General features: G+C 63.9%; 13 protein-coding genes and 1 tRNA gene. All 14 read right to left on the bottom strand.

Annotated features, from left to right (window positions below; genetic code table 11):
- Window positions 1-12: 12 nt before the first annotated feature.
- The gene (nuoL, locus tag A3A5_RS0124920; protein ID WP_018313204.1) at window positions 13-2,100 is read right to left on the bottom strand and encodes an NADH-quinone oxidoreductase subunit L; all 2,088 of its coding nucleotides are present in this window, start codon (window positions 2,098-2,100) and stop codon (window positions 13-15) included.
- A 58-nt stretch (window positions 2,101-2,158) separates the two neighbouring features.
- Window positions 2,159-2,464: an NADH-quinone oxidoreductase subunit NuoK gene (gene nuoK, locus A3A5_RS0124915; RefSeq protein ID WP_010809122.1), complete on the bottom strand. Its 306-nt coding sequence runs from the start codon at window positions 2,462-2,464 to the stop codon at window positions 2,159-2,161.
- A gap of 17 nt (window positions 2,465-2,481) precedes the next feature.
- The gene (locus A3A5_RS0124910) at window positions 2,482-3,126 is read right to left on the bottom strand and encodes an NADH-quinone oxidoreductase subunit J (protein WP_018313202.1); all 645 of its coding nucleotides are present in this window, start codon (window positions 3,124-3,126) and stop codon (window positions 2,482-2,484) included.
- Between the two features lie 198 nt (window positions 3,127-3,324).
- A complete protein-coding gene (nuoI, locus tag A3A5_RS0124905; protein ID WP_010809124.1) occupies window positions 3,325-3,816 on the bottom strand; it encodes an NADH-quinone oxidoreductase subunit NuoI in 492 nt (163 codons plus the stop codon).
- Window positions 3,817-3,874: 58 nt separating this feature from the next.
- Window positions 3,875-4,939 carry an NADH-quinone oxidoreductase subunit NuoH gene (gene nuoH / locus A3A5_RS0124900; RefSeq protein ID WP_018313201.1) on the bottom strand — a complete coding sequence of 355 codons (1,065 nt, stop codon included), beginning with the start codon at window positions 4,937-4,939 and terminating at the stop codon, window positions 3,875-3,877.
- Window positions 4,940-4,960: 21 nt separating this feature from the next.
- Complete coding sequence (nuoG, locus tag A3A5_RS0124895) at window positions 4,961-7,327, bottom strand: NADH-quinone oxidoreductase subunit NuoG (RefSeq protein ID WP_018313200.1); 2,367 nt, start codon at window positions 7,325-7,327, stop codon at window positions 4,961-4,963.
- A gap of 12 nt (window positions 7,328-7,339) precedes the next feature.
- Entirely contained in the window at window positions 7,340-8,635 is a 1,296-nt protein-coding gene (nuoF, locus tag A3A5_RS0124890; protein ID WP_018313199.1) for an NADH-quinone oxidoreductase subunit NuoF, read from the bottom strand.
- Between the two features lies 1 nt (window position 8,636).
- Window positions 8,637-9,134 carry an NADH-quinone oxidoreductase subunit NuoE gene (gene nuoE / locus A3A5_RS0124885; protein ID WP_026201097.1) on the bottom strand — a complete coding sequence of 166 codons (498 nt, stop codon included), beginning with the start codon at window positions 9,132-9,134 and terminating at the stop codon, window positions 8,637-8,639.
- 185 nt (window positions 9,135-9,319) lie between these two features.
- A complete protein-coding gene (locus A3A5_RS0124880) occupies window positions 9,320-10,573 on the bottom strand; it encodes an NADH-quinone oxidoreductase subunit D (RefSeq protein WP_013956014.1) in 1,254 nt (417 codons plus the stop codon).
- 9 nt (window positions 10,574-10,582) lie between these two features.
- Complete coding sequence (locus tag A3A5_RS0124875; RefSeq protein WP_018313197.1) at window positions 10,583-11,179, bottom strand: NADH-quinone oxidoreductase subunit C; 597 nt, start codon at window positions 11,177-11,179, stop codon at window positions 10,583-10,585.
- 1 nt (window position 11,180) lies between these two features.
- Complete coding sequence (locus tag A3A5_RS0124870) at window positions 11,181-11,663, bottom strand: NADH-quinone oxidoreductase subunit B family protein (RefSeq protein ID WP_008643342.1); 483 nt, start codon at window positions 11,661-11,663, stop codon at window positions 11,181-11,183.
- Between the two features lie 6 nt (window positions 11,664-11,669).
- Window positions 11,670-12,029 carry an NADH-quinone oxidoreductase subunit A gene (locus A3A5_RS0124865; RefSeq protein ID WP_010809131.1) on the bottom strand — a complete coding sequence of 120 codons (360 nt, stop codon included), beginning with the start codon at window positions 12,027-12,029 and terminating at the stop codon, window positions 11,670-11,672.
- Window positions 12,030-12,195: 166 nt separating this feature from the next.
- Window positions 12,196-12,280 (bottom strand) — tRNA-Leu (locus A3A5_RS0124860).
- 187 nt (window positions 12,281-12,467) lie between these two features.
- Window positions 12,468-12,842 carry a preprotein translocase subunit SecG gene (secG, locus tag A3A5_RS0124855; RefSeq protein WP_018313196.1) on the bottom strand — a complete coding sequence of 125 codons (375 nt, stop codon included), beginning with the start codon at window positions 12,840-12,842 and terminating at the stop codon, window positions 12,468-12,470.
- Between the last annotated feature and the right edge of the window lie 59 nt (window positions 12,843-12,901).

Here is a 12,901-nt window from a genome sequence, read left to right as displayed (position 1 = left end):
ACTTGGTGCCTATCACTTGGTGCCGATCACGCCGGTGACCGTCAGCGTCAGCAGCACCAGCATGCCGACGATCATCGCGAATGCGTAGTGGTAGATATAGCCCGACTGCAGATAGCGGCTTGCCGAAGCAAACGAAGCCACCATGCGCGCCGCGCCGTTGACGAACAGGCCGTCGATCAGGCTCTGGTCGCCGCCCTTCCACAGCCCGGTACCGAGCAGGCGTGCGCCGCGGGCGAACACGGCCTGGTTGATGGCGTCCATGTAGTACTTGTTGTCGAGCAGCTTGTACAGGCCCGAGAAGCGGTTCTTGATGGCCTCGGGGATGTCCGGGCGCTTCATGTAGAAGAACCACGACAGCACCACACCAGCAATCGCCAGCCACAGCACGGGCGTGGTCAGCGAGTGGATCGCCATCGGCACCCAGCCGTGGAACGCTTCCTCGAGCTCCGCCATGGCGTGGTGGTTCTCGCCGACGAAGATCACGTCCTTGAAGGCGATGCCCATCTTGAAGAAGTTGCCGAACAGCATCGGCTCGATCGCGATCGCACCGATCACCACCGACGGGATCGCCAGCAGCACCAGCGGCAGCGTCACCACCCACGGCGACTCGTGCGGCTTCTCGCCGGCGGCCAGGCCATGGTGGTGGTCGGCCGTCACTTCCTCGTCCTCGTGGTCGCCCTCATGGTGCTGGTGAGCATGGTTCTGGCCCCAGCGCGACTTGCCGTGGAAGACCAGGAAGTACATGCGGAACGAGTAGAACGCAGTGACGAATACACCGGCCAGCACGGCGAAGTACGCAAAGCCCGAACCGGCGATATGCGACTCGGCAACGGCCTCGATGATCGAGTCCTTGGAGTAGAAGCCGGCGAAGAACGGCGTGCCGATCAGCGCCAGCGAACCCACCAGCGAGGTGATCCAGGTGATCGGCATGTACTTGCGCAGGCCGCCCATGTTGCGGATGTCCTGGTCGTGGTGCATGCCGATGATGACCGAGCCCGCGCCCAGGAACAGCAGTGCCTTGAAGAAGGCGTGCGTCATCAGGTGGAACACGGCCACCGAGTAGGCCGAAGCGCCCAGCGCCACGGTCATGTAGCCCAGCTGCGACAGGGTCGAGTAAGCGACCACGCGCTTGATGTCGTTCTGGATGATGCCCAGGAAGCCCATGAACAGCGCCGTGATGGCACCGATCACCAGCACGAAGGACAGCGCCGTATCCGACAGCTCGAACAGCGGCGACATGCGCGCGACCATGAAGATGCCCGCGGTCACCATCGTTGCCGCGTGGATCAGTGCCGAGATCGGGGTCGGGCCTTCCATCGAGTCAGGCAGCCAGACGTGCAGCGGGAACTGCGCCGACTTGCCCATCGCGCCGATGAACAGGCAGATGCAGGCCACGGTGATCATCAGCCAGTCGGTGCCCGGGAAGATCACGGTAGCCAGCTGGTCGCGCGCGGCGAACACTTCGGTGTAGTTCATGCTGCTGCTGTAGGCCAGCAGCAGGCCGATGCCCAGGATGAAGCCAAAGTCGCCGACGCGGTTGACCAGGAACGCCTTCAGGTTGGCGAAGATGGCCGTCGGGCGGGTGTACCAGAAGCCGATCAGCAGGTACGACACCAGGCCCACCGCTTCCCAGCCGAAGAACAGCTGCAGGAAGTTGTTGCTCATCACCAGCATCAGCATCGAGAAGGTGAACAGCGAGATGTACGAGAAGAAGCGGTTGTAGCCGGGGTCCCCGTCCATGTAGCCGACGGTGTAGATGTGCACCATCAGCGAGACGAAAGTCACCACGACCATCATCATCGCGGTCAGCGAGTCGACCAGGAAGCCGACCTCCATCTTCAGGCTGCCGATGGCCATCCACTCGTAGACGGTGCCGTTGTAGCCGGCGCCGTTCATCACGTCGAGCAGCACCATCACCGACAGCACGAAGGAAATGGCAACGCCCAGGATCGTGGCGGTATGCGCCACGACCCGGCCGCCGCGCGACTCCGAGGAAAACAGGTCGAAGAACTTGGTACCGAACAAGCCGGCGATCGCGGAGCCGACTAGCGGCGCCAGCGGGATCGCAAGCAGCAGGTTGGGGTTGAGCGTGGTTGCCATAGGACGCTTAGTGGTGTGCGGTCGGTGAGTCTTGGGTATCTGCGTAGTGCGTCACGGATCAGCCCTTGAGGGTATCCATGTCGTCCACGTTGATCGTATCCAGGTTGCGGAACAGCACAACCAGGATGGCGAGACCGATTGCCGACTCGGCGGCGGCCACCGTGAGGATGAAGAAAACGAAAACCTGACCAGCCAGGTCGCCCAGGTAATGCGAGAAGGCGACGAAGTTGATGTTCACCGCAAGCAGCATCAGTTCGATCGCCATCAGCAGCACGATCACGTTCTTGCGGTTCAGGAAGATGCCGACGATGCTGATCGCAAACAGGATCGCACCGAGCACGAGGAAATGAGCGAGAGAGAGCACAGCGATTTCTCCGGGCTTTAGTTCTTATTGGCGGCAGCCGCGGCTTCCGTCTGCTGGGTCTGGGCTTCGGACTGCATCGGCACCAGGCGCACGCGGTCGCCGCGGCGGGTGCGCAGCTGCGCCGACACGTCCTGGGCCTTGACGTCCTTGCGGCGGCGCAGGGTCAGCGCCACGGCGGCGATGATCGCCACCAGCAGGATGATGCCGGCCACTTCGAAGGCGTAGATATAGTCGGTGTAGATCAGCTTGCCGAGCGCGGCGCTGTTCGAGTAGCCCGGTTCCTGCGAACCGCTGGCGGCCACCGGCGTGGTGGTGCCGATGAAGTTGCGCACCAGCACGATCGCCATCTCGGCGATGATCAGCGCGCCGACGATCGAGGCCATCGGCACGTAGGTCCAGAAGTCCCGCCGCAGGTGCTCGATGTCGATATCGATCATCATCACCACGAACAGGAACAGCACCATCACCGCGCCGACATAAACCAGCACCAGCAGGATGGCGAGGAATTCCGCCTTGAGCAGCATCCAGATCGCCGCGGCCGTGAAGAACGACAGCACGAGGAACAGTGCGGAATGCACCGGGTTCTTCGCAGTGATGACTTTCAGTGCGGAGAGCACCAGCACCAGCGCAAAGACGTAGAAGATGGTGGTCGTGAGTTCCATGGTCCCTATCGGATCCTCTCTGGGCCGTCCGGCACAAGCCGCCCCTTCGGGTGGCCCGCTCCTGCGGCATCCTTGCATTGGCCCCTTGCATTGCAGGGGCCGCATTCAAATTCGGTGGCAGCGGCTGCCAGGTCTGCTGCTTGCGGCAACCGCCAACCGGCGGTACTTCTGGCCGAGACTTCCGGCCGGTAATTCGGCTTAGCGGTACTTCGCGTCGGCAGCCTTGGCCGCGGCGATCTGCGGCTCGTAGCGGTCGCCCACTGCCAGCAGCATGTCCTTGGTGAAGTACAGGTCGCCGCGCTTCTCGCCGTGGTACTCCAGGATCTGCGTTTCCACGATGGCGTCGACCGGGCAGGCCTCTTCGCAGAAACCGCAGAAGATGCACTTGGTCAGGTCGATGTCATAACGGGTCGTGCGGCGCGTGCCGTCGGCGCGCGCGTCGGACTCGATCGTGATGGCCAGCGCCGGGCACACCGCCTCGCACAGCTTGCAGGCGATGCAGCGCTCTTCCCCGTTCGGGTAGCGGCGCAGCGCGTGCAGGCCACGGAAGCGCGGCGAGATCGGCGTTTTCTCTTCCGGGAACTGGACGGTGATCTTGCGCGCGAAGAGATAGCGGCCGGTCAGGGCCATGCCCTTGAAGAGTTCCTTCAGGAGCAGGCTGTTGAAGAAGTCCTTGATGGCGAGCAGCATGATGCTTCCTAGTATTTCCACACGGTGCGCGCCGTGGCGCGCACCGTCGTTTGGCCGTTCAGTGCCAGATGTTCCAGGGCGACTTGATCCAGATCGCCACGATGATCAGCCAAGCCACCGTCAGGGGGATGAACACCTTCCAGCCCAGGCGCATGATCTGGTCGTAGCGGTAGCGCGGGAACGAGGCACGGATCCAGATGAAGACGGACAGCAGCAGGAATACCTTGATCACCAGCCAGAAGAAGCCCGGGATCGCATTGGTCACCACGCTCTCGAACGGAGGCGCCCAGCCGCCCAGGAACATCAGCGCGGTCATCGTCGAGATGATGATCATGTTGATGTACTCGGCCAGGAAGAACAGCGCGAAGCCCATGCCCGAATACTCGATCATGTGGCCGGCCACGATTTCCGACTCGCCTTCCACCACGTCGAACGGGTGGCGGTTGGTTTCGGCCACGCCCGAGATGAAGTAGACGCCGAACATCGGCAGCAGAGGCAGCCAGTTCCACGACAGGATGTTGATGCCCATGTCGGCAAAGTAGCCGGTGTTCTGGCCGTTGACGATGGCCGACAGGTTCAGGCTGCCGGCAACCATCAGCACCGTCACCAGCGCAAAGCCCATGGCGATTTCATACGACACCATCTGGGCCGCGGCACGCATGGCGCCGATGAAGGCGTACTTGGAGTTCGAGGCCCAACCGGCCAGGATCACGCCGTACACGCCCACCGAGCTGATCGCCATCACGTACAGCAGGCCGGCGTTCACATCCGCCAGCACCACTTCAGCCTGGAACGGAATCACGGCCCAGACCGCCACGGCGGGCATCAGCACCATCAGCGGGGCAATCAGGTACATGCCCCGGCTGACCTGCGTGGGCATCATGACTTCCTTGAGCAGCAGCTTGAGCACGTCGGCGATCGGCTGCAGCAGGCCCAGCGGGCCCACACGGTTCGGGCCGATACGCACGTGCATCCAGCCGATCAGCTTGCGCTCCCACAGGATCAGGTAAGCCACGCACAGCAGCAGCGGCACCACGATGATCACGGCGCGGATCAGGATCCACAGCGGCGTCCAGTAGGCGCCCAGCAGACCGTGTCCTTGCGAGGTAATCCAGTCAATCATGTCTTGTTCTCGCTCTTGTTCTTACGCCGTGGCCACGGTGCCGGTGGCCGGCGCCAGGTCAATGGCCTTCTCTACGGTGACCGTGCCGAACATCGCGCCCAGGCTCATGGCCGCCGGCGTTGCCGCCGGCACGCGCACGGTGTTGGCCGGCAGCGTGGCTTCGAGCACGGCCGGCAGCACCACGCTGCCCTGCCCTTGCGTGACACGCACCGGATCGCCGGACTGGATGCCAAGGCTGGCGAACAGGTCGGCCGGCAGCGCGATCTGCATGGCGCGGCGCGCGGCAGCGCTCAGCTGCAGCGATTCGGCGCGGCGCACGATCGGGTCGGCGTGGTAGATCGGTACATCGGCAATGCGTTCGATGCCGTTGGCGGCAGCGGCGGCCACACGGATCGGCGCATCGGTGGCGTTGTCCAGCTGCGCCTCGACCGGGGCCGACAGCACTTCGACACGCACCGACTCGGCGGTTTCGTAGTCGAAGCCAGCCACGTCCAGCAGGTTGCCCAGCACGCGCAGCACCTTCCAGCCCGGACGCGAATCGCCCAGGGCGCGCACCACGCCATTGAAGCTCTGCGGCTTGCCTTCGCAGTTGACGAAGGTGCCGGCGGTTTCCGTGAACGGCGTCACCGGCAGGATCACGTCGGCGTACTGCATGGCCGCTTCCGAACGGAACGGCGACAGCACCACCACCGTACCGGCCTGGGCCAGCGCGGCCAGCGCCTTGCGCGGGTCGGCGGCGTCGAACTCGGGTTCGGTGTTCAGCAGGATGTAGGCCTTGCGCGGCGTGTCCAGCATCGCCTGCGCGTTGGCGCCGCCCTGCTTGGGCAGCGCGCCGGCGACGTGGCCGCCGACGGTATTGGCGGCCTCGGTCAGGAAGCCCAGCGTCGCACCGGTCTCGGTGGCGATCCACTGTGCCAGCGCGTGCAGCGCCGAGAACTGCGGATGGCGCACCGCCTCGTTGCCGAGGAACACCGCACGGCGCTCGCCCGACAGCAGCGCTTCGGCCACCTTGCCAGCGGCTTCGCCGCCGTCGAAACCGTCGGTGCCGGCCGGGGCAGCTACGCCCTTGGCGGCGGCCACGGCCCGGGCCACGCCGGCGAGCGCCGCGGTCCATCCCGACGGCGCCACATCGATGCGGGCGGCCAGCGGCATCAGCAGGTCTTCACCGCCGGCACCCAGCACGGCCACGCGGGCACCCTTCTTGGTAGCCTGGCGCAGGCGCGAGGCCAGCAGCGGATGATCCTTGCGCAGCGACGAGCCGATCACCAGCACGCGTTGCAGCGTGGTCACGTCGGCCACCGGCATGCCCAGCCACGGTGCGCCCTTGAGCGCGGCGGAGAAGTCGGACTGGCGCAGGCGGAAGTCAACGTTGTCGCTGCCCAGGCCACGCATCAGCTTGCCCAGCAGGTACAGTTCTTCCAGCGTGCTGTGCGGGCTGGCCAGCGCGGCGATCTGGTCGGCGCCGTGCTCGCGCTTGATGCCCGCCAGGCCGTTGGCCACGTATTCCAGCGCGGTCTGCCAGTCGGTTTCCATCCATTCGCCGCCCTGCTTCAGCAGCGGGCGGGTCAGGCGGTCGGCGCTGTTCAGGCCTTCATACGAGAAGCGGTCCTTGTCGGAAATCCAGCACTCGTTGATGTCGTCGTTTTCCAGCGGCAGCACGCGCATCACGCGCTGGTTCTTGGTCTGCACCACCAGGTTCGCGCCCAGGCCGTCGTGCGGCGACACCGACTTGCGGCGGGCCAGTTCCCAGGTACGGGCCGAGTAGCGGAACGGCTTGCTGGTCAGCGCGCCGACCGGGCACAGGTCGATCATGTTGCCCGACAGTTCCGAATCGACGGTCTTGCCGACGAAGGTGGTGATTTCCGAATGCTCGCCGCGGCCCAGCATGCCCAGCTCCATCACGCCGGCCACTTCCTGGCCGAAGCGCACGCAGCGGGTGCAGTGGATGCAGCGGGTCATCTCCTCCATGGAGATCAGGGGGCCCACGTTCTTGTGGAACACCACGCGCTTCTCTTCCTTGTAGCGCGACTCCGAGGCACCGTAGCCCACGGCCAGGTCCTGCAGCTGGCATTCGCCGCCCTGATCGCAGATCGGGCAGTCGAGCGGGTGGTTGATCAGCAGGAATTCCATCACGGACTTCTGCGCCTTGACCGCCTTCTCCGAATTGGTGAAGACCTTCATGCCAGGGGTCACCGGCGTGGCGCAGGCGGGCAGCGCCTTGGGCGCCTTCTCGACCTCGACCAGGCACATGCGGCAGTTGGCCGCGATGGACAGTTTGCGGTGGTAGCAGAAGTGCGGGATGTAGGTGCCCAGCTTGCGGGCCGCTTCCATCACCAGGCTGCCTTCAGCAACCTCAACCTTCTTGCCGTCGATCTCTAGTTCAACCATGTTCTGCCACGCTTAGATGTAGGCCGGAACCATGCACTGCTTGTGTTCGACGTGATATTCGAACTCTTTCCAGTAGTGCTTGAGCATGCCGCGGACCGGCATCGCCGCGGCATCGCCGAGCGCGCAGATGGTGCGGCCCATGATGTTTTCCGCGACGTTGTTGAGCAGGTCCAGGTCTTCCTGGCGCCCCTCTCCGTGTTCGATGCGATTGACCATGCGGTAGAGCCAGCCGGTGCCTTCGCGGCACGGCGTGCACTGGCCGCACGATTCCTCAAAATAGAAGTACGACAGGCGCAGCAGCGAGCGGACCATGCAGCGCGTCTCGTCCATCACGATCACCGCGCCCGAGCCCAGCATCGAGCCGGCCTTGGCGATCGAGTCATAGTCCATGTCGGACGCCATCATCAGGTCGCCCGGCACCACCGGCGCGGACGAGCCGCCCGGGATCACCGCCTTGATGCGCTTGCCGCCGCGCATGCCGCCGGCGAGTTCCAGCAGCTTGGCGAACGGCGTGCCCAGCGGGATCTCGTAGTTGCCGGGGCGCTCGACATCGCCCGAGATCGAGAAGATCTTGGTGCCGCCGTTGTTCGGCTTGCCCATCTTCAGGTAGTTCTCGGGGCCGACGGCCAGCAGGAACGGCACCGCGGCGAAGGTCTCGGTGTTGTTGATGGTGGTCGGCTTGCCGTACAGGCCAAAGCTGGCCGGGAACGGCGGCTTGAAGCGCGGCTGGCCCTTCTTGCCTTCCAGCGATTCGAGCAGCGCGGTTTCCTCGCCGCAGATGTAGGCGCCGTAGCCGTGGTGGGCGTGCAGCTGGAAATCAAAGCCCGAACCCAGGATGTTGTCACCCAGGAAGCCGGCAGCACGCGCCTCTTCGAGGGCTTCCTCGAAGATCTTGTATTCGTTCCAGATCTCGCCGTGGATGTAGTTGTAGCCCACGGTGATGCCCATCGCATACGCACCGATGGCCATGCCCTCGATCAGCGAATGCGGGTTGTAGCGGATGATGTCGCGGTCCTTGAACGTGCCTGGCTCGCCTTCATCGGTGTTGCAGACCAGGTATTTCTGACCCGGGAATGTGCGTGGCATGAAGCTCCACTTCAGGCCGGTCGGGAAGCCCGCACCGCCACGGCCGCGCAGGCCAGATGCCTTGACGTCGGCAATCACCTGCTCGGGCGGGATCTTCTCGGTCAGTATGCGCTTCAGTTGCTGGTAGCCGCCACGCTTGACGTAGTCTTCCAGGTGCCAATTCTTGCCGTCCAGGCCGGCCAGGATCAGCGGCTGGATATGGCGGTCGTGCAGACTGGTCATGTTACTTGCCCCCCTTGGCAGCTTCGGCTTTCAGCTCGTCCACGAGCGCGTCGAGCTTGTCGTCGCTCATGAAGCTGCACATGCGGGTGTTGTTGACGATCATCACCGGCGCGTCGCCGCAGGCGCCCATGCACTCGCCCTCTTTCAGGGTGAAGCAGCCGTCAGCGGTGGTCTCGTTGTAGTCGATCCCGAGCTTGCGCTTCAGGTAGTCGCCGGCCCGCTCGCCGCCCGACAGGGCGCACGGCAGATTGGTGCAGACGGCGAGCTTGAATTTGCCCACCGGCTTGGTGTCATACATGTTGTAGAAGGTCGCCACCTCTTCCACCCACACGGGCGGCATGTCGAGGTAGTTGGCGACGAACTGCATGACTTCGGGGGAAACCCAGCCCACCTCGCCCTGCGCCACGGCAAGCGCCGCCATCACGGCCGACTGCTTCTGGTCGGCCGGATACTTCGCGATCGCGCGATCGATTTCCTTGAGAGCTTCTGCTGATAGCATGGTCATTGCAGTAAAACGGCGTCAGGCAGCGCCACTGGGCGTTCCCTTCCGCAGGTTTGCAGCCGTCGCTGCCCGTTCCGCCGGCAGGCCTGAGGCCCTGCCGGTCCGCCGCGGGTCTTCCGCCCGCTCCCCTGGGGAGCGCCGCGGAAAGCGCCCGGATCGTCGTCCGGGCCGGCGGTCCGTGATTAACGGTCGATCTCGCCGAAGACGATGTCTTGCGTGCCGATGATCGTTACCGCGTCAGCAATCATGTGTCCCTTGGCCATTTCGTCGAGCGCGGCCAGGTGGGGGAAGCCAGGTGCACGGATCTTCAGGCGGTACGGCTTGTTCGCGCCGTCCGAGATCGCGTAGATGCCGAACTCGCCCTTCGGGTGTTCCACCGCTGCGTACGCTTCGCCCTCGGGCACGTGCATGCCTTCGGTGAAGAGCTTGAAGTGGTGGATCAGTTCTTCCATGTTGGACTTCATGTCCACGCGCGAGGGCGGCGCCACCTTGTGGTTCTCGGTGATCACCGGGCCCGGGTTGCGGCGCAGCCATTCCACGCACTGCTTGATGATGCGGTTGGACTGGCGCATCTCTTCCACGCGCACCAGGTAGCGCGCGTAGCAGTCGCCGCCCACGCCCACCGGGATGTCGAAGTCCAGCTTGTCGTACACCTCGTAAGGCTGCTTCTTGCGCAGGTCCCACTCGATGCCGGAGCCGCGCAGCATCGGGCCGGTAAAGCCCATCTGCAACGCCCGTTCCGGGCTGACCACGCCGATGTCCACCAGGCGCTGCTTCCAGATCCGGTTGTCGGTCAGCAGCGTCTCGTATTCGTCGACGTACTTCGGGAACCGGTTGGTGAAGTCCTCGATGAAGTCCAGCAGCGAGCCCGAACGCGCCTCGTTCATGGCCTTGATGGCGCGCTCGTTGTGTACCTTGGACGCACGATATTGCGGCATCGTGTCAGGCAGGTCGCGATACACACCGCCCGGACGGTAGTAGGCCGCGTGCATGCGCGCGCCCGACACCGCCTCGTACATGTCGAACATGTCCTCGCGCTCGCGGAAGGCATACAGGAACACCGCCATCGCGCCCACGTCCAGCGCGTGCGAGCCGATCCACATCAGGTGGTTCAGCAGGCGGGTGATCTCGTCGAACATCACGCGGATGTATTGCGCGCGCACCGGCACCTCGAGGCCCAGCAGGCGCTCGATTGCCATCACGTAGGCGTGCTCGTTGACCATCATCGACACGTAGTCGAGGCGGTCCATGTACGGCACGTTCTGGATCCAGGTCTTCTGTTCGGCCAGCTTTTCGGTGGCACGGTGCAGCAGGCCGATATGGGGGTCGGCGCGCTGGATGACTTCGCCGTCCAGCTCCAGCACCAGGCGCAGCACGCCGTGCGCTGCCGGGTGTTGCGGGCCGAAGTTCAGGGTGTAGTTCTTGATGTCTGCCATGGCGCGTTATCAGTGCAAGCCGCCGTAGTTGTCCTCGCGGATCACGCGCGGGGTGATTTCGCGCGGCTCGATCGTGACCGGCTGGTAGATGACCCGCTTCTGTTCCGGGTCGTAGCGCATCTCGACGAAGCCCGAAACCGGGAAATCCTTGCGGAACGGATGGCCGACGAAACCGTAGTCGGTCAGGATGCGGCGCAGGTCCGGATGGCCGTCGAAGACGATGCCGTAGAAATCGAAGGCTTCACGCTCGAACCAGTTGACGCCGTTCCACACGTCGATCAACGACGGCAGCACCGGGAAATCATCGTCCGGGGCGAACACGCGCACGCGCAGGCGCCAGTTGTGGGTGATCGATAGCAGCTGCGAAACCGCGGCAAAGCGCAGGCCGTCCCAGGCACCGTCGCCGTACTCGGAATAGTCCACGCCGCACAGGTCGATCAGCTGCTCGAAACGCAGCGACGGATCATCGCGCAGGATGCGGGCAACTTCGAGGTAGTCGTCGGCCTTGACGATCAGCGTCAGTTCGCCGGTCGCCTCGATCAGATTCTGCACGCGCTTGCCGAGAGCTTTCTCGAGCGCGGCCTTGAGGGTGTCGAGCTTCGCCATTTCAGCCCTTGCGCGCGATGGTGTTGGTACGCTTGATCTTGTTCTGCAGCTGGATCACGCCGTAGATCAGCGCTTCGGCCGTCGGCGGGCAGCCCGGCACGTAGATATCCACCGGCACGATGCGGTCGCAGCCGCGCACCACCGAGTACGAGTAGTGGTAGTAGCCGCCGCCGTTGGCGCACGAGCCCATCGAGATCACCCAGCGCGGTTCCGCCATCTGGTCGTAGACCTTGCGCAGCGCGGGGGCCATCTTGTTGCACAGCGTGCCGGCCACGATCATCACGTCCGACTGGCGCGGCGACGGGCGGAAAATCACGCCGAAGCGGTCCATGTCGTAGCGCGCGGCGCCGGCATGCATCATTTCCACGGCACAGCAGGCCAGGCCGAAAGTCATCGGCCACAGCGACCCGGTGCGGGTCCAGTTGATCAGCTTGTCAGCGGTAGTCGTGACGAAGCCTTCATTGAGAACGCCTTCGATTGCCATTTCACATCACTCCCAATCGAGCGCGCCCTTTTTCCAGATGTAGACGAAGCCCACGATGAATTCCAGCAGAAACACGCCCATGGCGATGAAACCCGGCCAGCCGATATCCCGCAGGGCAACACCCCACGGAAACAGGAAGGCGGTTTCGAGATCGAACAGGATAAACAGGATGGCGATGAGGTAGTAGCGCACATCGAACTTCATGCGCGCGTCCTCGAACGCTTCGAAGCCGCACTCGTACGGCGACAGCTTCGCGGGATCGGGCTTGTTCGGACCGAGGATCCGACCGATCGACATCAGCGCCACGCCAAGCACGACACCGAAGATGATGAAGATGAGAACGGGGAAGTAGGCTTCGAGATTCAAGGTACGGCCAGCCTTATCTGGAATGTTGTCAACAGCACCAGCTGAAGCGGCGTCCTGTTGCCCACCCCAGGCGCTAAGCCATAAGCCTCATGGCGCGCCGCCTTGCGGACTGCCGGAGCCCCACGCTCGGGTGCATTGCCCGGCCAGGGACTCCGATCAAGTTGTTTGGTGCCGACGGCGAGACTCGAACTCGCACAGCTTTCGCCACTACCCCCTCAAGATAGCGTGTCTACCAATTTCACCACGTCGGCTGGGGGAGAAACAATATTGCCTGGCGCCGGGTTTTCAGGCCCTTCAGGTCCGTTGCAGAGGCTTTCGTCTTTGCTCAGAACCCATCGCTGGGGAATCGTTTCAAGCCTTGCATTCTAACCCAGATTTCTTGCTTTGTTCAACGCACAACTGCAAAAAAACTCAGGAATCCGCCGCAAGGCTTACGGATTATTTCGGAACAGCGGGGGCTGCCGGCGCCGATGCGTCAGCGGCCGCTGCCGGGGCTGCAGCGGGAGCCGAAGCACCTGCCACTGCGGGCGCCGAAGCCGGCGCCGCGCCCATCACGCCCAGCGACGCGGCCGGCTTGTAGTTGCCGAGCAGCGTCAGTGCCAGCGTGCAGACGAAGAACAGCGTGGCCAGCACGGCGGTGGTGCGCGACAGGAAGCTTGCCGAGCCAGTGGCACCGAACAGGCTGCCCGAGGCACCCGAACCGAATGCCGCACCCACATCGGCGCCCTTGCCATGCTGGATCAGCACCAGGCCAATCACGCCCAGCGCCGACAACACCTGCAGCACCACCAACAAAGTCTTGAAGATTGCCATTTGATTTAAATAAGCCTTACTGGCTGGTTACTTGCCTGATCGGTCGATCGGAACGGCCG

It is taken from the genome of Cupriavidus sp. UYPR2.512 (genome assembly GCF_000379565.1).
Classification (GTDB): Bacteria; Pseudomonadota; Gammaproteobacteria; order Burkholderiales; family Burkholderiaceae; genus Cupriavidus.
This window is presented reverse-complemented; position numbering and strand designations above follow the sequence as displayed.

Bases quoted from the DNA above. Each gene is read 5' to 3' on its own strand.
- nuoG (WP_018313200.1), bottom strand. From the start codon at position 7,327: ATGGTTGAACTAGAGATCGACGGCAAGAAGGTTGAGGTTGCTGAAGGC.
- nuoF (WP_018313199.1), bottom strand. From the start codon at position 8,635: ATGACCAGTCTGCACGACCGCCATATCCAGCCGCTGATCCTGGCCGGC.
- nuoL (WP_018313204.1), bottom strand. From the start codon at position 2,100: ATGGCAACCACGCTCAACCCCAACCTGCTGCTTGCGATCCCGCTGGCG.
- A3A5_RS0124910 (WP_018313202.1), bottom strand. From the start codon at position 3,126: ATGGAACTCACGACCACCATCTTCTACGTCTTTGCGCTGGTGCTGGTG.
- nuoH (WP_018313201.1), bottom strand. From the start codon at position 4,939: ATGATTGACTGGATTACCTCGCAAGGACACGGTCTGCTGGGCGCCTAC.
- nuoI (WP_010809124.1), bottom strand. From the start codon at position 3,816: ATGCTGCTCGCCATCAAGGACTTCTTCAACAGCCTGCTCCTGAAGGAA.
- secG (WP_018313196.1), bottom strand. From the start codon at position 12,842: ATGGCAATCTTCAAGACTTTGTTGGTGGTGCTGCAGGTGTTGTCGGCG.
- A3A5_RS0124880 (WP_013956014.1), bottom strand. From the start codon at position 10,573: ATGGCAGACATCAAGAACTACACCCTGAACTTCGGCCCGCAACACCCG.
- A3A5_RS0124875 (WP_018313197.1), bottom strand. From the start codon at position 11,179: ATGGCGAAGCTCGACACCCTCAAGGCCGCGCTCGAGAAAGCTCTCGGC.
- nuoE (WP_026201097.1), bottom strand. From the start codon at position 9,134: ATGCTATCAGCAGAAGCTCTCAAGGAAATCGATCGCGCGATCGCGAAG.
- A3A5_RS0124870 (WP_008643342.1), bottom strand. From the start codon at position 11,663: ATGGCAATCGAAGGCGTTCTCAATGAAGGCTTCGTCACGACTACCGCT.